Annotated in this window: 19 protein-coding genes; 8 read left to right on the forward strand and 11 right to left on the reverse strand. The window is 57.8% G+C overall.

What is annotated here, in order from left to right:
* Nucleotides 1-26: 26 nt before the first annotated feature.
* On the reverse strand, nucleotides 27-1,166 hold the full coding sequence (locus ACGHEN_RS02435) for an ATP-binding protein (RefSeq protein ID WP_390397120.1): 1,140 nt from the start codon (nucleotides 1,164-1,166) through the stop codon (nucleotides 27-29).
* Nucleotides 1,163-1,837, reverse strand: a complete 675-nt coding sequence (locus ACGHEN_RS02440; protein WP_390397121.1) for a response regulator transcription factor — start codon at nucleotides 1,835-1,837, stop codon at nucleotides 1,163-1,165. The genes ACGHEN_RS02435 and ACGHEN_RS02440 overlap by 4 nt, the downstream gene beginning before the upstream one ends.
* A gap of 90 nt (nucleotides 1,838-1,927) precedes the next feature.
* Between ACGHEN_RS02440 and ACGHEN_RS02445 the strand changes: the two genes are divergently transcribed.
* The 4 genes from ACGHEN_RS02445 (at nucleotide 1,928) to ACGHEN_RS02460 (ending at nucleotide 7,438) form a co-directional block, all read left to right on the forward strand.
* On the forward strand, nucleotides 1,928-2,074 hold the full coding sequence (locus ACGHEN_RS02445; protein WP_040219972.1) for a CD1871A family CXXC motif-containing protein: 147 nt from the start codon (nucleotides 1,928-1,930) through the stop codon (nucleotides 2,072-2,074).
* Nucleotides 2,019-2,978, forward strand: coding sequence for a 4Fe-4S binding protein (locus tag ACGHEN_RS02450; RefSeq protein ID WP_390397123.1), 960 nt, complete (start codon nucleotides 2,019-2,021; stop codon nucleotides 2,976-2,978). Before ACGHEN_RS02445 ends, ACGHEN_RS02450 begins: the two co-directional genes overlap by 56 nt.
* Before the next feature lie 35 nt (nucleotides 2,979-3,013).
* The gene (locus tag ACGHEN_RS02455) at nucleotides 3,014-3,976 is read left to right on the forward strand and encodes a redoxin domain-containing protein (protein ID WP_390397125.1); all 963 of its coding nucleotides are present in this window, start codon (nucleotides 3,014-3,016) and stop codon (nucleotides 3,974-3,976) included.
* Between the two features lie 207 nt (nucleotides 3,977-4,183).
* Nucleotides 4,184-7,438: an ATP-binding cassette domain-containing protein gene (locus ACGHEN_RS02460; protein WP_390397127.1), complete on the forward strand. Its 3,255-nt coding sequence runs from the start codon at nucleotides 4,184-4,186 to the stop codon at nucleotides 7,436-7,438.
* A gap of 72 nt (nucleotides 7,439-7,510) precedes the next feature.
* Here the strand turns inward: ACGHEN_RS02460 and ACGHEN_RS02465 are convergent, their stop codons facing one another.
* The 6 genes from ACGHEN_RS02465 to ACGHEN_RS02490 all read right to left on the reverse strand — a co-directional run bounded on the left by ACGHEN_RS02465 (nucleotide 7,511) and on the right by ACGHEN_RS02490 (nucleotide 12,209).
* On the reverse strand, nucleotides 7,511-8,644 hold the full coding sequence (locus ACGHEN_RS02465) for a hypothetical protein (RefSeq protein WP_373204761.1): 1,134 nt from the start codon (nucleotides 8,642-8,644) through the stop codon (nucleotides 7,511-7,513).
* 63 nt (nucleotides 8,645-8,707) lie between these two features.
* Complete coding sequence (locus tag ACGHEN_RS02470; protein ID WP_373204762.1) at nucleotides 8,708-9,235, reverse strand: DUF3592 domain-containing protein; 528 nt, start codon at nucleotides 9,233-9,235, stop codon at nucleotides 8,708-8,710.
* Nucleotides 9,236-9,556: 321 nt separating this feature from the next.
* Entirely contained in the window at nucleotides 9,557-10,030 is a 474-nt protein-coding gene (locus tag ACGHEN_RS02475; protein ID WP_373204763.1) for a flavodoxin, read from the reverse strand.
* Between the two features lie 59 nt (nucleotides 10,031-10,089).
* Entirely contained in the window at nucleotides 10,090-10,329 is a 240-nt protein-coding gene (locus tag ACGHEN_RS02480; RefSeq protein WP_373204764.1) for a hypothetical protein, read from the reverse strand.
* 4 nt (nucleotides 10,330-10,333) lie between these two features.
* Nucleotides 10,334-11,353 carry an aldo/keto reductase gene (locus tag ACGHEN_RS02485; RefSeq protein ID WP_373204765.1) on the reverse strand — a complete coding sequence of 340 codons (1,020 nt, stop codon included), beginning with the start codon at nucleotides 11,351-11,353 and terminating at the stop codon, nucleotides 10,334-10,336.
* A gap of 7 nt (nucleotides 11,354-11,360) precedes the next feature.
* Nucleotides 11,361-12,209 carry an aldo/keto reductase gene (locus ACGHEN_RS02490; RefSeq protein WP_390397130.1) on the reverse strand — a complete coding sequence of 283 codons (849 nt, stop codon included), beginning with the start codon at nucleotides 12,207-12,209 and terminating at the stop codon, nucleotides 11,361-11,363.
* A gap of 150 nt (nucleotides 12,210-12,359) precedes the next feature.
* On the opposite strand from ACGHEN_RS02490, the gene ACGHEN_RS02495 reads away from it, so the two are divergent.
* Both ACGHEN_RS02495 and ACGHEN_RS02500 read left to right on the forward strand, forming a co-directional pair.
* The gene (locus ACGHEN_RS02495) at nucleotides 12,360-13,241 is read left to right on the forward strand and encodes a LysR family transcriptional regulator (protein WP_118081406.1); all 882 of its coding nucleotides are present in this window, start codon (nucleotides 12,360-12,362) and stop codon (nucleotides 13,239-13,241) included.
* Between the two features lie 45 nt (nucleotides 13,242-13,286).
* The gene (locus tag ACGHEN_RS02500; protein WP_373204766.1) at nucleotides 13,287-14,240 is read left to right on the forward strand and encodes a tRNA dihydrouridine synthase; all 954 of its coding nucleotides are present in this window, start codon (nucleotides 13,287-13,289) and stop codon (nucleotides 14,238-14,240) included.
* Nucleotides 14,241-14,304: 64 nt separating this feature from the next.
* Here the strand turns inward: ACGHEN_RS02500 and ACGHEN_RS02505 are convergent, their stop codons facing one another.
* On the reverse strand, nucleotides 14,305-14,550 hold the full coding sequence (locus ACGHEN_RS02505) for a glutaredoxin family protein (protein ID WP_390397133.1): 246 nt from the start codon (nucleotides 14,548-14,550) through the stop codon (nucleotides 14,305-14,307).
* A gap of 51 nt (nucleotides 14,551-14,601) precedes the next feature.
* Complete coding sequence (locus ACGHEN_RS02510; RefSeq protein WP_390397134.1) at nucleotides 14,602-15,429, reverse strand: TipAS antibiotic-recognition domain-containing protein; 828 nt, start codon at nucleotides 15,427-15,429, stop codon at nucleotides 14,602-14,604.
* Nucleotides 15,430-15,569: 140 nt separating this feature from the next.
* Between ACGHEN_RS02510 and ACGHEN_RS02515 the strand changes: the two genes are divergently transcribed.
* On the forward strand, nucleotides 15,570-16,478 hold the full coding sequence (locus tag ACGHEN_RS02515) for a TrmO family methyltransferase (RefSeq protein ID WP_390397136.1): 909 nt from the start codon (nucleotides 15,570-15,572) through the stop codon (nucleotides 16,476-16,478).
* Nucleotides 16,420-17,634: a MalY/PatB family protein gene (locus ACGHEN_RS02520; protein WP_390397137.1), complete on the forward strand. Its 1,215-nt coding sequence runs from the start codon at nucleotides 16,420-16,422 to the stop codon at nucleotides 17,632-17,634. Before ACGHEN_RS02515 ends, ACGHEN_RS02520 begins: the two co-directional genes overlap by 59 nt.
* A 95-nt stretch (nucleotides 17,635-17,729) precedes the next feature.
* Here the strand turns inward: ACGHEN_RS02520 and ACGHEN_RS02525 are convergent, their stop codons facing one another.
* Nucleotides 17,730-18,209 (reverse strand): pyridoxamine 5'-phosphate oxidase family protein, encoded by a 480-nt coding sequence (locus tag ACGHEN_RS02525; protein WP_390397139.1) that lies wholly within the window; start codon nucleotides 18,207-18,209, stop codon nucleotides 17,730-17,732.
* Between the last annotated feature and the right edge of the window lie 32 nt (nucleotides 18,210-18,241).

Genomic DNA, 18,241 nt, shown 5'->3' on the forward strand with positions numbered 1-18,241 from the left:
TCGAGTGGGACTCCTGGACAGTCGGATCACGTGGTGGCCCCCTTTGAGAGGGTCACGAGCATCACGGTTCCGTTCTCGGAACTTGCTTCGACCTCTACAGCGCCACCGTGAAGCGCCGCAATCTCCCAAACGAGCGCTAGTCCGAGTCCTGCGCCGCCGTATGCCCTGCTGCGGGATTTGTCTAGACGAAAGAACGGCTGGAAGATGCTATCACGGTACTGCTTGGGTATTCCCGAGCCCTCATCTTTGACTCGCAGGAGTACGTGGCTGTCGCTGTCGCAGATGGAGACGTTGACAGTCGAGCCGGGGCGGCTGTAACGGATGGCATTTTCGACCAGGTTAAACACCAGCCGATAGAGGAGCGTGTCGCTCCCGATCACTAAAGCGTCTCCAGCACAATTGAGGGCTATGCCCTTATTTTCGGCAAGTGGCGCAAGGTCGGTGAGGACCTCTTCGGACAAGGGGCCAAGTTCAACATCGTCCTCGCAAGGAATGCTGCGGAGCTCACTCATCTCGAGCAATACCTTGGTCATCTGCGACATTCGCTCGGTTTGTTCTTGTAACAGGTCGAGCAGCTCGGCTGTTTCGGGTTGCAAACCGGAGTGCTCGGAGATGAATAGTTCAATCTGTGCCTGCATAAGGGCGAGCGGGGTGCGCAGCTCGTGTGCGGCGTTGCCGGTAAACTGGCGCTGTGCAGAGAACCCTTCGCCAAGACGGGCGATCATGTCGTTGAATGAGGCGCTGCATCGCTGTAGCTCGGTGGGTACATCTTTGCTGAGCTTAATTTCGCTTAGATTGTCAGGCTGCACGCGTTCAACCTGGGCTGCAAAAGCCCGTAGCGGTTTAAGTGCACGGCCGCTCACAAAGTATGCCAGCACGCCGCCAAGGAGTGTGATTCCAGCCGTGATGCACCAGGTTGTCGTGCCAAAAGACTCTTGTGCGTCGTTTACGACGATCGTGACCTTTTCATCGAGGGTCGCTTTCGTTGGATCGAACGCTTGGGGCGAATCTTCGCCGGTTGCGTTAAAGGCCGAGATGTCACTGCCGATGGCATCCATGTAGCGCATGCCCGTATAGCCGACCAGGCAGTTCGTCAGCACGCACGCTGCGCACGTGAGCAGCGCCGTCATAATCGTTATGCGCCATTGCAGCGAAAGTCTTTTCATTCGCTATCCTCCATAACGTAGCCCTCTCCAATCCGATTGCGAATCGGGTCGTATCCCAATGCGCCACGCAGCTTTTTGCGGAGTGACGAGATATGAACGCGGGTTGCGTTGCTAAAGCTGTTCACGCTGCTATCCCAAACGTGCTCGATAAGCTCCTCTTGACTTACCGGACGCCCCTGATTAAGCATCAGGTATTCCAAGATTCCCGTTTCCTTGCGCGTAAGAGATAAAGCCTCGCTGTCCACGGAAGCGATGCGCGCCTTGGTGTCAAAGCTGAGCTTTCCGCAGGTTAAAACTACGTCGCTTTGTGTAAAGCGTCTTAGGGTAAGGCTGCGAATCCTTGCCGCAAGCTCGTCCAGATGAAACGGCTTGGTGAGGTAATCGTTGGCGCCGGCATCAAGTCCGGCGACTTTATCGGATACTTCGCCACGTGCGGACAGAATCAGCACTTTGGTCTCGCAGTCAGTTTTCCTAAGTTCCCTGAGTACGGTCATGCCGTCGATACGGGGAAGGTTGAGGTCGAGTACCACGAGGTCGAAGGCCTCAACGTCCAGTAGGTCGAGCGCCTCCTGTCCGTCGTGACAGCAGTCGACGCTGTACGCCAAGTTTCGCAAGCTGCGCGCGATTGCATCACACAGCGCCCGCTCGTCCTCGACGATTAAAATACGCATAACAGTCTCCTTGCACATTCCAAATCGCGCTTAACACGGATTTTATAGCCGATATGGTCCAATGGTCGCGTAACGAAAGGAGTGGTCAGGTTGTTCAAAGCGGTAAAACCCGTGGTACAGGTCGCTTTGTTGATCGTCGGAATTGCCATGGTGTGCTTTGGCGTTATGCGTGGCGAGGCAGATGCCGTGCTGGCCAAAGCGATTAGGCTGTGCTTGGAGTGTATCGGAATTGGATAAAAGAGGAAACACTGCGTCGCATGTTTTGGCCCGATTTCGCGGATTCATTCAGGCGGCGGCGACGCTAATTACCAACATTCACCTGCCAAACTTTGCCAAAGGCGGCATCTATCAGGGCGCAGGAAAAACAGTCTGCGTACCTGGGCTTAATTGCTATTCGTGCCCCGCGGCATCGGGTGCGTGCCCCATCGGGTCATTCCAGTCGGTGGTAGGTTCATCCAAGTTCAACTTTTCCTACTACGTAACCGGTACGCTCATTTTGCTCGGCGTGCTGCTGGGACGCTTTGTATGCGGCTTTCTGTGCCCGTTTGGCTGGCTTCAGGAGCTGCTTCACAAGATTCCCGGCAAAAAGTTCTCCACGAAAACGCTTAAGCCGCTCACGTACATCAAGTATGCCGTGCTGCTGTTTGCCGTGGTGCTGCTGCCTGTCTTGGTGGTCAACGATGTGGGCATGGGCGACCCGTTCTTTTGCAAGTACATCTGCCCACAGGGCGTGCTCGAGGGTGCGATTCCGCTGTCCATCATGAATACGGGAATCCGCTCCGCGCTGGGAAAGCTCTTTACCTGGAAGCTCGCGATTCTCATTGCGGTTGCGGTGCTGAGCGTGTTGTTCTACCGCCCCTTCTGCAAATGGATCTGCCCCCTCGGTGCGTTTTATGCGCTCATGAACAAGGTGTCGTTGTTGGGGATTCAGGTTGACCAGTGCAAATGCGTTTCGTGCGGCAAGTGCGCCAAGGTGTGTCTGATGGACGTGGACGTTACGCGTACGCCCGACCATGCCGAGTGCATTCGTTGCGGCAAATGCGTGGGCGCGTGCCCCGTCGATGCTATTAGCTTTCGCTACGGGCTGGGTGTGACGGGCGACAAGCCCACGCAGCCCACGCAGGCCTGCGAAAACAAATAGGTACCTATATAAGTTTCGATATAAACGGAGGAACCATGAAACTGTCAAAAATTGCGGCCTTGTTGATGCTGCCCGTGCTGGCGCTGACTCTCGCGGCGTGCTCTGCCCCCAAGGGCGACGCGAAGGATGCCACGAGCGGCGATGCGCAGATTGCCGAGCTTGTGGCACAAAAGCCGTCGAGCGCCGAGGAGGCGGCCAAGCTGTACCAGCAGCTGCTGCAAAAGGAAAACGAGATCTTTGCGAGCGATAACGCCCTATGGGAAAAGGTGTTCCTTGCGGCCAACAAAGACACTCCCATGATTGAGGACGGCAAGAACTACGGCGACTTCTTGCTCGATACCATCGAGGGCGCCAAGGATCAGTTTGCGGCTGACGAGCTTAAGACGCTTAAGGCCGGCGCGCAGCAGGTCAAGGAGATCGAGGACAAGCTCATGGCGCTGGAGAAGGAGTTCCCCGGATGCGGCAGCACGCCCGGCGAGGGGGAGAGCGTCGATGCCTCGACCGCAGGCATGACCAACGGCGAGAGCGGGGAGACGAAGTTCCCCAGCTTTAAGGGCAAGGACTTGGACGGCAACGATGTAAACAGCGACGAGCTGTTCTCCAAGAACAAGGTCACCGTCATGAACTTCTGGTTTACCACCTGCAAGCCGTGCGTGGGAGAGCTGGGCGATCTGGAGAAGCTCAACAAGGAGCTTGCCGAGAAGGGCGGCCAGGTCGTGGGCGTTAATTCCTTTACGCTCGACGGCAAAAAAGACGAGGTGGCCGATGCCAAGGACGTGCTTTCCAAGAAGGGCGTGACGTATAAAAACATCTGGTTTAAGTCGGACAGCGAGGCCGGAAAGTTCACCTCCAACCTGTACTCGTTCCCGACCACCTATGTGATCGACCAGAACGGCAACATCGTGGGAGAGCCGATCATGGGCGGTATCAACTCTGCTGAGCAGCGTGAGGCGCTCAACAAACTGATCGATCAGGCACTCGCGAAGAGCGAACAGTAGGTTCGAATGCGACAAAGGTGTGACAAAGGGGCAGTCCCTTTGTCACACCTTCGATGTTATGTGCGGGATGGTGCGCCATGCGGCGTGCCGTCCCGTTTTTTGTTCGTTACATTTTTGTTCGTTACATTCCTTGCTGGTACCGGCAAAAAAGCTGATAGAGTAGGTCAAACGCGTTGGATGCGAACGGCGGGGGAGAGGTTGCCGTCCATGCTGGATCTCAGAGTTATTTGCAAAAGGTACGTTACGCAGTCGTTTACGCAGGTAGCGCTCGACAGCGTAAGCCTGTCTTTTCGCGATAACGAGTTTGTAGCCATCCTGGGTCCTTCGGGCTCGGGTAAAACTACGATGCTCAACGTCATTGGTGGACTCGACCATTTCGATTCCGGCGACCTGCTGATCGATGGCATCTCGACCAAGGACTTCAGCGACCGCGATTGGGATGCCTACAGAAACAATCGCATTGGCTTTGTGTTTCAGAGCTACAACCTCATTCCGCATCAGAGCATTTTGGAAAACGTGGAATTGGCGCTTACACTCACGGGCGTGGGACATGCCGAGCGCCGCCAGCGTGCGTGTAAGGCGCTCGAGGCGGTTGGTCTGGGCGAGCACGTTGACAAACGCCCGAACCAGCTTTCGGGCGGGCAGATGCAGCGCGTGGCCATTGCCCGCGCCTTGATCAACGATCCCGAGATTGTGCTGGCTGACGAGCCGACCGGCGCCTTGGACTCAACGACATCCGTGCAGGTTATGGATTTGCTCAAGGACGTTGCGCGCGATCGTCTGGTCATCATGGTCACGCACAATCCCGAGCTGGCGTACCAGTACGCCACGCGCATCGTCAGCCTGGCGGACGGCAAGGTCACCGACGATTCAGATCCCTTTGATGCTACCGAGGCCGCGCGTCGCGAGGCCAAGCCCACGCGCAAAACCTCGATGAGCTTTGTGACGGCGCTGGGGCTTTCTGCCCGAAACCTCATGACCAAGAAGGGCCGTACGGCCATGACTGCCTTCGCAGGTTCGATTGGCATTATTGGTATCGCAGCGATTCTGGCGCTCTCCAACGGCGTAAACGGCTACATCAAAAAGGTCGAGGAGGACACGCTCTCAAGCTACCCGCTTACGATTTCCAAACAAGATTACGACCTGTCGTCCATGATGGGCGGACAGGGGGCTACCGATGAGGAGGTATCCAAGGGCGAGGCCTCGTCCGATGACGCTACCGGTGGCAAGGCTAAGGGAACGGATAAGATTCCCGTGGTCACGGCCGTAAAGGATATGTTCGCAAGCGTTAAATCTAACGATATGACGAGCTTTAAGGCATGGCTTGACGGTGGCGGCGACGGTATCGACAAAGAGGTCAACGCTATCCAGTACGGCTACGGCGTGACGCCGGTTGTCTATCGTTTGAGCAAGGGCGACGAGAGGCCCGTTCGGCTTGTTCCCAACGCTATGACCGAGGCCATGAGCGGAGGCGTAAGCTCGGCGGCAACGGTGAGCATAGATTCCATGGGGACCTCGGTCTTTAACGAGATGATTGACGACCAGAGCCTGCTCGACAGCCAATACGATGTCGTTGCCGGCCATTGGCCCACGTCCGCCAACGAAGCCGTGATGGTGCTTTCGGACCGCGGCACGGTGGGCGACTATACGCTCTATAGCATCGGCGCGCTGGATATCGATGAGCTCAACGACCTGGTCAACAGCGCCATGACGGCCGACGGCAAGGTCGAGACGCCCGAGACCGGCACCGACTTTACCTACGACGATGCGCTGTCCACGACATTTAAGGTGTTGTCGCCGGCCGATGCCTATCGCAAAAACGAAGAGACCGGCATGTGGACCGACATGTCTGGCGACGCCGACTTTATGGCCGCCAAGGTTGCCGACGGTATTGACGTGCGCATTGTGGGCGTGGTGCGACCCAACGAGACGGCCAACGCGAGCGCATTGACTCCGGGCATTGCCTATACGCATGCGCTGACTTGCCAGCTTATGAAGCGCGCCGCCGATTCGCAGATTGTGCAGGAGCAGCTTGCCCACCCCGAGACGGATGTCTTTACGGGCAAAACCTTCGACGAGCTGCAGAGCGAGGCCAAGCAAGGCGTTGATTTGGGTAGCATGTTCAGCGTGGACGAGGCGGCACTGAAGAGCGCGTTCTCGTTCGATACGTCTGCGCTCTCGGGTGCTGCCGGCGGTATGGACCTGTCGGGTCTTGACTTGTCCGGGTTGGATATTGACCTTTCGGGCGTAGGTAAGGATATCGACTTTAGTGACATCATGGCCAAAGCGCCGACCCCAGATTTCTCGGGCATCTTCGACGGCCTGGAGCTCACGCCCGAGCAAATGCAGCAGGTGGGAACGCTTGCCAACCAGCTGTTTGAGGGCTTTTTGCAGTCTGATCAGTTTAAGGCGCTGTCGCCCGAAGATCTTAAGGACGCATCAAAGCTCGCCGCCGCATTCTCGACGTATCTTGAGAATGATGACGCGGCCCAGCAAATCCTGGCCCAGCTAAAAGCGCTGGGCGGCGATGCCCTGTCCGAGCGCCTGCAGCAGGCGATGACCGACTATGTGCAAAAGCAGCTGGCTCCGTATCTGCAGCAGGCTATGGATCAGGTGATGCAGACAATTAGCGAGCAGATTGCGACAACGGTGTCAGCTCAGCTCAAGGCGGGCGCGGCGGGGCTCATGGGCCAGATGGCGATGCAGATGTCTTCGAGTTTTGCCAACTTGGCGAGCGCTATGCGTGTGGATGCGAGTGCCTTTGCTCGCGCCATCCATTTCAACATGGACGCCGAGGACCTGAGCTCGCTCATGACGAGCTATGCCAAGGCGTCAAAGCTCACCTACGACAATAATCTGACCACGTTGGGCTATGCGGATGAGGCGGACCCCATCTCGGTCAAGATTTTCCCGCGTGACTTTGAGGCCAAGGAGCGCGTGCTCGATCACATCGATGCGTACAACAAGCAGGTCAAGGCCGCTGGTCACGATGAGCAGGCAATCTCGTACACCGACTACATGGGCATCATCATGGGTTCGGTGACCGACATCGTGAACACCATCAGCTTGGTGCTCATCGCATTTGTGAGCATCAGCTTGGTCGTCAGCTCCATCATGATCGGCATCATAACCTACATCAGCGTACTGGAACGTAAAAAGGAGATTGGTATCCTGCGCGCGATCGGCGCGTCGAAGCGCAATGTGGCCAACGTGTTCAACGCCGAGACTTTCATCGAAGGCCTCATTGCTGGCGTCTTCGCCATCGTCGTCGTGGTGCTCGTGAGTTTTCCGGTCAATGCCTGGGCGCTTGCGGTCAAACAGGTCCCCAATCTGATGAGCCTGCCCGTGCAGGATGCGCTGGTGCTCATCGCGATTTCGGTGTTGCTGACGGTTGTCGCTGGCCTGCTGCCGGCCCGCAGCGCATCCAAGAAAGACCCCGTGGAGGCCCTACGTTCCGAATAATGTGACAAAGGGACAGTCCCTTTGTCACATTCGAGAAAAGGCGCGGGAAGGGGGTGACCCTTCCCGCGCCTTTTAGTTTGTTTTGCCCATCAGCGTGATGCGGATACTTGGATGGGTGTATTCGTCAAACTCATCCTCGGGATCGGTATCAAACGAGTAATACGTTTTGACGGGGTCGTCACTCGTCCTGATAGAGATTCTCTCGTAGAGTGAGCCGTTCAAAAATGCCTGCCTAAACTCTTCGGGGAGCTTCTGCGGTGCTAGGAGCTCGGGGCTTGCGGTCTTGACGTCTATGGTTTGGACAACAGAGGAAAGCGCGTCAAGGTCGAGCTCGATACGGGCAAGGTTGTCCTCGAGGCTCGCGTCGGGGTCGATCTCTGCCGCGTAGCTCACTTCCGTGAGCGTTCCCTTGTTGTCAAAATCCAGGTACGTATAGGTCTTTTGAGTATCGGAGTCGCCGTCGTGCAGATAACCGCGGACGTGATAGCCGTAATCTTGATATCGCTCGTAGGGGTCATCGGCGGACACGTACTCGCATGAGGGCTCTAATGCCTTGCGTGCGATGGCGATCTGCTCGGCCGCGGCCGCGGCGTTCTCCTGCATCTCGATGTTTCCCTGCGCCAGCTGCGGGATATAGGCGCCGCATACGATCGCGAGGGGCAGCGCCACAAGCGCGACGACCCACTTCTTTGCACGGGGGACAGACACGCCACAGGCCTCTGCCATAGCCTTCGCGTTGGCAAAGCTCTCGGCAAGCACGTCTGCCGCGGTGGCGACGGCGCCTGCGGCAGCGGCGACTTCTGCCGCGCCGCCCAGGTTGCGCGCGGTCTCGTTGTCGCTGTTCTTGAGCAGGCGCGCGGCGGCCTGCGTGCCAACAACGCCTGCGATTTGTGCCGAGCGGTCTTTCTCACTCTGCTCGACGGCGAGCCGGCGCTGCATTTCCTTCCACTGCTTGCCACGCATGCCAAAGCGCGGGGCGAGAGCGCAGTAGCAGAATATAACGAGCTCGATGGCGGTGAGCACCAAGGCGGTCATCATGCCTGTCTCTTGGAAGCCTTCGTGATGGAAGACGATGTCGTCGATCATTTCGAAAGGAATGATCGATAAGGGCAGCACGAATGCCATGGCAAGCGCCGCGCCGGCAACCTTGGGGCAAATGCAGTATCGCTGGATGCGCTTACGTTCTTGTTCGGAGAGTGTTGCCATAGCTGGTCCTTGGAGTCGTGGCGGTCATTACGGCGCGCGGCGCGCGGGATGTATCAGTCTGAGCTAGCGCTGGATAAGAACATAGAGCAAAATACTCAGCGCGATGAGCAAGATACCCGCGATGTTAAACATCAGCGTGGCAAAGTCGCCCACGATGGGGCGCTCGACATAGCTCTTGTCTGGGCTGCTGGGGTTGTAGTGCACAGTCATTTGGCTGCCGAGGGGCCAAAGCTGCTCTGCGAGAGTATCTAGGCGTGCGATGGGTCCTGTCTGTACGTGCAACCAGCCCTTGGCGTCTTCGTACGCCGCGCTTTGCGTGCGGACGGGGAGTCCCGACAAGCTTTTGGTCTTTACGCCGCGGAATTGTTTTCTCACGTGGTACCGCGTGCCGTCGACGGTGTACTCCAAAACGGGATACATTCTGCCTTCGCCCATAAAGCGGTGGTCAATGACCGTTCCCATGATCATAGCGGTGCAGGCCTTGGCTTTCCTGCGGGCGGCGGCTTTCATGAGCGTGCTCATTCCGATAAGCAGGATGCCGATGCCTCCAACCGAGATGAGCGCGAGCAGGGATATCTGCGACGTGGTCACGGCGTTCTCCTTTGGCGCGATACCGTCATATGTGACTCAGTATAGGGAATCCTGCCATCGATGAGTGCATGGTCATGCGGCTAAAGTGTCTTGACGGCTCGATGGGTTCGCCATTTGCGCCTTCTCCGGTCCATACAAAAAGCTGTACGTCAGCATTCAAAGATGTCAAAAAATGTTGACTTTGGATGTTGACGTACATGTTTTGGAGTGGATGAAAGGTTAGGGTGGCGACTTTGGAATAGGGCAGGCGCTCCTATATCCACTCGATGATGCCGCTTTCATCGTGCTCGCCGCGCCGCCGATTTGTCGGCCTTTGTTGCGTTAGAGGTACCTTGCCGCGAACTTCTCGAGGCTGGCGTTGCTTGCGTTGTTGAGAATGCCGCCGTCAACGATTTTTGCGCCTGGAGCGCTTGCCCTAAGGACCGACGCCGTTTTGCCCATTCCGCTTCCGCCCGAGGTGGCAAATAGGACGATTGTTTTGCCCGTCAGGTCGTAAGACTCAAGGAATGTGTTGATAATCGCCGGCGCCACGTACCACCAGATGGGGAAACCCAAAAAGATGGTGTCGTAGTCTTCGATGTGCTCGACTCTGGAGGTTATGGCAGGGCGGCAGGAGGGGTCGGCGGCCTCGCGCGTGCTGCGGCTCTGTTTGTCGCGCCAGTTAAGGTCGGCGCTTGTGTATGGATTGGCGGGCACAATGGCGAACAGGTCGCTGTCCGTCACGCGAGCCAAGTGGTTTGCAACGTCCATCGTGGTTCCCGATGCACTGAAATATGCCACAAGTGTCTTAGTCATTGGAGTCCCTTTCGTTGCTGCGGTTTAGGCTTTATGGTGAGGTGCTATTAAGTGACGCCTCATGGCTGCGATGCTGAGCGGCTTGAACAGCATCCGGTCGAGGCGCTGCGTAGCCGATAGATGAGATAGTCAAGGCATTCGAGCTTCTGTTGCCCCGCGTGTATGTCGTTGAGCAATTCGCGGCGATGCCGTTTTAGTAGGCAAATGCGCGCGCAGTCGCTGGCGGCCGAGCTGTACAGCTCGATGAGATCTTCGCTGCAGCCGGCGTCGTGTAGGCCGTTGATGATGTTGTCGTTCATGTCGTCACTTTGCGATTTTGACTTTGGTAGTGCCGGCAAGCGGCTTTTCACCGGGACGGGCCTTGGGACCAACGAGCGCGTGCGGTTGATAGAGCTCTTCGAGGAACTCGATCTCGGCGGGGGAGAGCGTTATGTCGAGCGCGGCCACGGCGTCGTCGACGCGCTCGGGCTTGGAGCAGCCCACGATGGGGGCCTCGACGCCACGTGCCCAGTGCCATGCCAGCGCAATCTGCGCCATCGGCACGTCATGATCGGCGGCAATCTTGGCCACGCGCTCAATGACGGGCATGTCGATGGCGCGATCATGGTCGTACTTGTTGGCCATGGTCGTGTCGGTGGTGCCACGTGTGCTCGAGCTTTCCCACGTGGGGCGGCAGAGGTGTCCCGACGCCAGGGGGCTGTATGGCGTAAGGGCCATGTCAAACTGGCGGCACACCGGAATCATCTCCCGCTCGTCCTCTCGGTACAGCAGGTTGTAGTGGCACTGCATGCTCGTAAAGGGCGCCCATCCGTGGTCGCGCGCGACGATCTGCAGGTTGTGCAGCTGGTAAGCATACATAGCGCTGGCGCCGAGCGCGCGAACCTTGCCCTCGCGCACCAGATCATCGAGCGCTTCCATGGTCTCTTCCATGGGAACGTCGTAATCGAAGCGGTGAATGATGTAGAGGTCTAGGTAATCGGTGCCCAAGCGCTTGAGCGAGCCTTCGATCTCGCGTTTGATGGCGTCGGCGGAAAGGCCGCCTTCGTTGAAGTGAACCTTGCTAGCCAGCACGACGCTCTCGCGAGCGATTCCCAGATTGCGCAGGGCGGCGCAAATGTACTCTTCGCTCGTGCCAAAGCTGTAGCAGTTCGCGGTATCGATAAAGTTGATTCCGGTGTCGAGTGCGCGTTTGATGACGGCGCGTGTGTCGTCGGGTCCGATGGTCCACTGATGAAAGTCGGGGCTGGGCTCGCCAAAGCTCATGCCTCCCAGGCAGAGTTTAGAGACTTTAATGCCGGAATGGCCAAGGGTTGTGTACTGCATGATGCTCCTATTTCTGGCTCTCAACGTCGGGGTGCCAGGCGGCATATTGCGCAAGCTTCTCGGGCGTGCGCTCATAGAAGGGTTTCCCGCGATCGAGGGTAGCCATGGCGGTCATGTCGCTGTCCGTGAGCTCGAAGTCGAAGACATCGATGTTGTCGGCGATGTGCGTCGGATTCTTGGAGCCTGGAATGACGATATTTCCCTCTTGGATATGCCAACGCATAATGATTTGAGCAGGCGTTTTGCCATACTTGACAGCGAGGTCGCGCACGACGGGCTCGTTCATGATGCTGCTGTTACCGCGCCCGCCGAGCGGGTACCACGCCTGCAATGCAATGTCGTGCTGGGCGAGCAACTTCTTCAGTTCGGTCTGCGGGAAATACGGATGGCACTCGACCTGAATAAGGGATGGAACGATCTCGCAATTTGCGAGAAGCTTCTCGATTTCGTTCTCGTCGAAATTGGAGATTCCGATGGAGCGGAGCTTACCTTCCTTGTACGCGATCTCAAGCTTCTCATAGCCCGCCAAGTAGTCGCCTGCGGGTTGGTGCAGAATCATGAGGTCGATGTAAGGTGTGTTCAGACGCTCGAGCGTTTCGTCGACGGCGGTGTCGCTATTGTAAAAATAGGGCCAGAGCTTGGTTTCGAGAAACACGTTTTCGTGCGGCGAGTCTGATTCGCGCACGCCACGACCCACTGCTCGCTCATTCACGTATGCATTGGCAGTGTCGATGAGCTCATACCCCATGCCGAGTGCGGAGGTAACCGACGATTGGGCATCGTCGGGTTTAAGCAGATACGTGCCAAGTCCTAGCTGGGGGATTTTGATGCCGTTATTGAGCGTGATGTATTCCATGCGCTTCCTTTCTCGATGGTTCTCTTCTGTAACGATAGTTTCGAGATTTGATAATGTATATTGCCTATAGCAACTAGCTAGATATACGGATTATGTATGTGAAACGAATTGGACCGAATGAGGTTCTCCGTTGTGCACGAAGGAGCAAGCATGGAGCTGCGAACGCTGCGTTATTTTCTTGCTGTGGCCCGCGAGGAAAACATGACCGAAGCTGCTAACGTGCTACATGTGACGCAGCCCACGCTCTCGCGCCAGATAGCCGATTTGGAACGCGAGCTGGGCGTGGAGCTGTTCGAGCGCACCAATCGATCGTGCGTGCTCACGAGCGATGGCATGCGCTTGCGCCAGCGTGCCGAGGAGATTGTCTTGCTGGTGGAACAGACCGAGCTAGAGTTGGCGGATCGGGAGCTCGGCATTGCGGGCGTTATCCGCATTGGCGCCGGCGAAACCAAATCGATGCGGCTGGTGCTTGATGCCTTTGCAGAGCTGCATCGGAATTATCCCGGAGTGACGATTGAGCTCTACACCGGTAATGCCGATGCGGTGGAGGAGCGTTTGGAGCGTGGCCTGCTCGACTTTGCGTTGTTGCTGGAGCCCGTTAACGTCGAGAAATACGAATGGATTCGTATGCCCGAGGCGGATCGAGTCGGTGCTGTTGTTGCCGCGAGCGGTCCATGGGGCGGCCGGGACGTGCTGGCGCCTGCGGACGTGGCGAATATGCCGCTGCTGGTGAGTTCGCGCACCTCGAATCGAGCGCTGGACCTAGAAGCGTGGTCGAGTGGCGTCCTTAGCGTCGATGAACTCAACATCGTGGGGCATTTCGACCTGATCGGCAACGCGTCGCATCTGGTGCGTTCGGGCGCTGCGTGTGCGGTTAGCATTGGAAGCTTGCTGCAGATAGATGAAGACAGCGATCTGCGTTTTGTCCCATTTGAGCCGCCGCTTACCATTGCGTCGTATCTGGTATGGAAAAAATATCGCCTGCGTTCCCGCGCCTGCGAAGAGTTTCTGAACCGTTTGAATAGGATGTGACAAGGGGGCAGTCCCTTTGCCGCATTGATCTGAGAGTAGATGTTGATGATTCTATCGCTGGCCCCTATGGAGGGGATTACCGGGCATGTGTTCCGTCGCGTGCACGCGGAGTGCTTCGGTGCGCTCGATTGCTATTACACGCCGTTCTTGCCGCCGCCACGGGTGGGAAACCGCTTTGGTGGCAAGGCGTTTAAGGAGGTCGACCCTGTCAATAACCAGGGGCTCAACGTAGTGCCTCAGCTGATGTCCAAGAACGCGGACGAGTTTGTGTGGGCGGCACAGGTGCTCGCCGACATGGGTTATCGCGAGGTCAATCTCAACTTGGGTTGTCCTTCGGGAACGGTTGTCGCCAAGGGCAAGGGTTCGGGTTTCTTGCGCAATCTCGACGAGCTCGAGGTGTTCTTGAGCGACGTGTGCGAACGCTCGCCGTTGCCGGTGTCGGTCAAGACCAGGCTGGGGTTGGAAAGCGACGACGAATACGAGCGTGTGCTTGACCTCTATTGCCGCATGCCGCTGGCAGAGCTGATCGTGCATCCGCGCGTGCAAAAGGACCGCTATGCGGGTTCGCCGCGCAAAGAGTTTTACGGCGAGACGCTGGAGCGGGCGCCGTTCCCGGTGGCCTACAACGGCGACATCTTTGATCTTGAGGAGATGGATGCGCTGGTGGAGGCCTATCCCGGAACGCGTCACGTAATGTTGGGGCGCGGCTTGCTTGCGAACCCCGCGCTGGCTCGCATGGTTAAGGGCGGCCCTACTGCCACGGCTGCTGAGCTGCAGCGCTTCCACGACACGCTGTTTGCGGCATATGCGGAAGAGATTGGCGGCAATGCGGTCTTTCGCATGAAGGAGTGGTGGTTCTACGCCAAATGCGCCTTCGCCAATCCCGCTAACGTTCACAAGATCGTGCGCAAGACCAAAAAGGTCGACGAATACCGCGCCGCCGTCGAGCGCGTCTTTCGCGAGCAGCCACTTGCGCCCATAGCCCGCTTTCACGGCTAGTTAGTCGTTGGGGACGTTCTTTAACGACTAGTCATTTAAGAACGTCCCCGATGAATATGTTGCACTAGAGCAGGTTCTTCTGTACCCATGCGATGATGTAGCTCGACTCGTAGAGCGGTTTTCCGTCGATAAACAGGCAGGGAACCTGGCGCTTGCCGCCGATGGCGATAAGCGTCTGCTCGGCATCGGGATCGGTCGAGATGTTGCGCTCGGGGATGGTCACGCCGTTATCGGCCAGGAAACGCTTGACCTTTATGCAATACGGGCAGCCGGTCATAACGTACAGCACGAGCTCGTGATCAGTAGCCATAGGTCTCCAATCGGTTGAGGTTTCGATTGAGATACCCAAAGCCGCCGCGGTCTATGCGCGAATTAGCGACGACTCGATAACCTGAACCAAAAACGCCGTGGCCCCGGTGCCGCAGGGTTTGTCGTAGTAGTCAACAAAACGCTGGTCGGCAAGGTAGCCGCGGGCGAGCCCCAGGTACGCTTCGTCTTGGGGCTCGCGTCCCCAGTTGAGGCTAATCCAACGACGATGCATCGCAACAAGTTTTTGAGCCTCGATGCTTTTGGGGTCGCCGTCTTCCATGGCAATCGAGAGCTGGCCCAAAATTGCGCGCTCGAGTTCTTTCATGTCGTTCCAGGTCTGAGGGTCCATATCCAGCAACGACTCGTTTGCCATATCGATCGCCTCGTCGCCATAGCGCGCTCGCGCCTCGGCACCGTAGCGCTCCTCGTTTTCTTGCACGGAGCGCCAGCGCTCCAGTTGCGGCAGCACGGCGCCCATGAGCGAGACGGCTTCATCGAGCGACATGCCGGTGTTTTGTGCCAGGCGCGGGGCACAATCCTCGATCATTGCTTCCATTGTGGTGTCGTAGGTGTACTTGCCGCGGTCGTAGCACCACTTGCAGTAATGGTCGGTCGTGGCGCCCGCGGCATCGGTGCCGCAGTCGTCGGGCGTGAGCACCATGCCGCAGCTCTGACAATAGTGCTCGGGCATTTCGAGCAGGTGCGACAGTGGCTCTCCGGTAACGGCGGCAATGAGCTTCATCATGTCGATGCCCGGGGTGACTTCGCCGCGCTCCCAACGGCTCACGGCTTGGCGCGTGACGTAGAGCTTGGCGGCGAGCTGCTCTTGGGTAAGGTTGTTGGCGCGGCGGACGGCGATGAGTTTTTCTGCAAAGGCCATGACGGCTCCTTTCTGGTGCTTGTTGGCTTAAGCATACGCGGCAGCCGATGTCCTTCCAAGCAACCGTTGGTTGCATGCAGGTGACGATGAGAGAGAATCGCAGCCTGCGCCCCGCGCGCCTGTGCCGTACAATGACCGGCATGGAACCTATCGCACACATACATACCGACCTGCCGCAGAAGTTCGGCATTCCGCGCAACAGTTTTTTGGCGCCCCATCTGCAGGGGCGCATCGTCTTTGAGCCGGAATTTGCCTCCAACGCAGCGGTTGAGGGCCTGGATTCTTTCTCTCACCTATGGCTGCTGTGGCGCTTCGAAAACGGAACGCCCGGCGGCACGGCTCAGGACATAGCCGCCGATGCCAAGTCGCAGGACAGGTCCGGCACCAACGCAAAATGGTCGAAAACCGTGCGCCCGCCGCGTCTGGGTGGAGCCGAACGCGTGGGCGTGTTTGCCACGCGCAGTCCGTTTCGCCCTAATCCCATCGGGCTCACCTGCGTCAAGCTTGATCGTGTCGAGCTCACCGACGATGGTCCCATCATCCATGTGCTGGGGGCCGATCTGCGCGACGGCACGCCCATCTACGACATTAAGCCCTACATTCCGTTTGCGGATTGCCATCCAGATGCGACCGGCGGCTGGATTGAGGATGCTCCGTGGCAAGAGCTCGATATCGAGTTCCCGCAAGCGCTGCAGGATATGATTCCGCCCGCAAAGCTCCCCGGCTTGATAGAGGTCCTTCGCCAAGATCCGCGCCGCGCGGGTAGCAAACACGAGCCAAACCGCGTCTACCATCTGGCTTACGCTGGGCTCGACATATCCTTTACGGTTGATGGAACCAGGTTGACGGTAATCGCCGTCAACGCGCGCGGGACTAGCCGGCCATTCGCCGGCGCCCGCCAAATTCAACGCCAAACCCTCATGACAAAATCGCCCACGCTGGTGGACAATAACGCCTACCAAAACAATCCGCTTTGCACGGGAGCTCAGCATGAAATACGACTTTACTTCGCTTATCGACCGCCACGGCATGGACGCCATCGCCGTTGACTCCTGGGGTGAAATCCCCGGCATGGCTCCGAACGCGCCCGACGAGGGCTTCGACCGCATCCCCATGTGGGTGGCGGACATGAACTTTGCCACGGTGCCCACGGTCCAGGAGCACATCATTCAGCGCGCCCAGCATCCCATGTTTGGCTATTTCGATCCTCGCCCCGAGTACTTCGACCGCATCATCGAATGGCAGAGCCGCCGTAATGGCGTTAAGGGCCTGCTCCCGGAGCATATCGGCTACGAGAACGGCGTGCTGGGCGGCGTCGTGTCGACCCTGCGCGCGTATGTCCAGCCGGGCGATGCGGTGCTGGTCCACAGCCCGACCTACATCGGCTTTACCAAGTCCATCGAAGCCGCGGGCTATCGCATTGTCCACAGCCCGCTTAAGCTCGACGACCAGGGCGTGTGGCGTATGGACTTTGAGGACATGGAGCGCAAGCTCGCCCAAAACCACATCCATGTTGCGGTGTTCTGCTCGCCGCACAATCCCTGCGGCCGCGTATGGGAGCGCGACGAGATCGAACGTGCCATGGACATCTATCGCCAGCACGATTGTGTGGTGATCTCGGATGAGATTTGGTCCGATATCATCCTGCCGGGCCACAAGCATATCCCGACGCAGTCGGTGAGCGAGGATGCCCGCATGCGCACGGTCGCCCTCTATGCGCCGAGCAAGACGTTTAACCTGGCGGGCCTGGTCGGCAGCTACCACATCATCTATAACGAGACGCTGCGCGACCGCGTGTGCGCCGTGTCCAATAAGACCCACTACAACGAGATGAATGTCCTTTCGATGCACGCGCTTATCGGTGCCTACCAGCCGCAGGGCTACGAGTGGCTCGATGAGCTCAACGAGGTTATCGAGGGCAACATTGACTACTTCTGCGATTACGTGGACGAGCATTTTGAGGGTGTGTCCTATTCACGTCCGCAGGGCACGTACATGGTGTTTCTGGACTGCACCGAGTGGTGCCGAGAGCATGGCCGCGATATTCAGTGGTTGCTCGACGAGGGGGCGCGCGTGGGCGTGGGGTATCAGGACGGCCGCCCGTTCCACGGACCCTGCCACATTCGCGTGAATCTGGCGCTGCCGCTTTCGCGCGTAAGGGAGGCGTGCGACCGCCTGGACCACTACGTTTTTAATGCACGGTAAGTGAGCACTGCATGCGGGGCCTTCTGCCAAGTCGGCTGGAAGGCCCCGCATGGTAAAACGCCTGTAACCATTGGGCGCAGACCTGCTGCGGAGGTTTATTTTTCTTGAATCTGCTTGCCGCAAAGATGCTCAATTGAAATCTCGTAGAGTTGGACGCCCTTGATGTCTTTGGCGATTTCTTCCTCGACTTCTTCGGCAGAGGGGTAGTACTTAAGCGCGAGCTGGCGGACTTTGTCCTCGATAAACGCAGGCGCTTCATCTACCAGGCGGCAACGGCCAAAGACCACGGTACTCATAACGTAGGGAGCCCAGTCGTCGTCCTTGTACCACTCGTTGCCGTACACGGTAAAGCAGACTTTGTCGTCACGCTTGAGTGAATCGACCTTGTGGCCAGCCTTGGCGCCATGGAAATAAATCTTGTCGTGCTCGGCGTCAAAGAAGTAGTTGACGGGAATGGCATAGGGGTAGCCATCATCGCCGTTGACGGCAAAGACGCCGCGCTTACAGGTGGCGAGCAACTCGCGCGCTTCCTCGTCAGTGATGGCGCGTTTCTTTCGACGTAAGGGCCTAAACATCGTTGGCTTCCTTTCTGGCTGTGCATGGTGGT

Origin of the sequence: Collinsella sp. i06-0019-1H4 (genome assembly GCF_042849575.1) — a bacterium.
GTDB lineage: Bacteria > Actinomycetota > Coriobacteriia > Coriobacteriales > Coriobacteriaceae > Collinsella.

Coding starts and splice junctions, on each gene's coding strand:
- ACGHEN_RS02435 (WP_390397120.1), bottom strand. CDS start 1,166: ATGAAAAGACTTTCGCTGCAATGGCGCATAACGATTATGACGGCGCTG.
- ACGHEN_RS02440 (WP_390397121.1), bottom strand. CDS start 1,837: ATGCGTATTTTAATCGTCGAGGACGAGCGGGCGCTGTGTGATGCAATC.
- ACGHEN_RS02450 (WP_390397123.1), top strand. CDS start 2,019: ATGCCGTGCTGGCCAAAGCGATTAGGCTGTGCTTGGAGTGTATCGGAA.
- ACGHEN_RS02455 (WP_390397125.1), top strand. CDS start 3,014: ATGAAACTGTCAAAAATTGCGGCCTTGTTGATGCTGCCCGTGCTGGCG.
- ACGHEN_RS02460 (WP_390397127.1), top strand. CDS start 4,184: ATGCTGGATCTCAGAGTTATTTGCAAAAGGTACGTTACGCAGTCGTTT.
- ACGHEN_RS02465 (WP_373204761.1), bottom strand. CDS start 8,644: ATGGCAACACTCTCCGAACAAGAACGTAAGCGCATCCAGCGATACTGC.
- ACGHEN_RS02475 (WP_373204763.1), bottom strand. CDS start 10,030: ATGACTAAGACACTTGTGGCATATTTCAGTGCATCGGGAACCACGATG.
- ACGHEN_RS02480 (WP_373204764.1), bottom strand. CDS start 10,329: ATGAACGACAACATCATCAACGGCCTACACGACGCCGGCTGCAGCGAA.
- ACGHEN_RS02485 (WP_373204765.1), bottom strand. CDS start 11,353: ATGCAGTACACAACCCTTGGCCATTCCGGCATTAAAGTCTCTAAACTC.
- ACGHEN_RS02490 (WP_390397130.1), bottom strand. CDS start 12,209: ATGGAATACATCACGCTCAATAACGGCATCAAAATCCCCCAGCTAGGA.
- ACGHEN_RS02495 (WP_118081406.1), top strand. CDS start 12,360: ATGGAGCTGCGAACGCTGCGTTATTTTCTTGCTGTGGCCCGCGAGGAA.
- ACGHEN_RS02500 (WP_373204766.1), top strand. CDS start 13,287: ATGATTCTATCGCTGGCCCCTATGGAGGGGATTACCGGGCATGTGTTC.
- ACGHEN_RS02505 (WP_390397133.1), bottom strand. CDS start 14,550: ATGGCTACTGATCACGAGCTCGTGCTGTACGTTATGACCGGCTGCCCG.
- ACGHEN_RS02510 (WP_390397134.1), bottom strand. CDS start 15,429: ATGGCCTTTGCAGAAAAACTCATCGCCGTCCGCCGCGCCAACAACCTT.
- ACGHEN_RS02515 (WP_390397136.1), top strand. CDS start 15,570: ATGGAACCTATCGCACACATACATACCGACCTGCCGCAGAAGTTCGGC.
- ACGHEN_RS02520 (WP_390397137.1), top strand. CDS start 16,420: ATGAAATACGACTTTACTTCGCTTATCGACCGCCACGGCATGGACGCC.
- ACGHEN_RS02525 (WP_390397139.1), bottom strand. CDS start 18,209: ATGTTTAGGCCCTTACGTCGAAAGAAACGCGCCATCACTGACGAGGAA.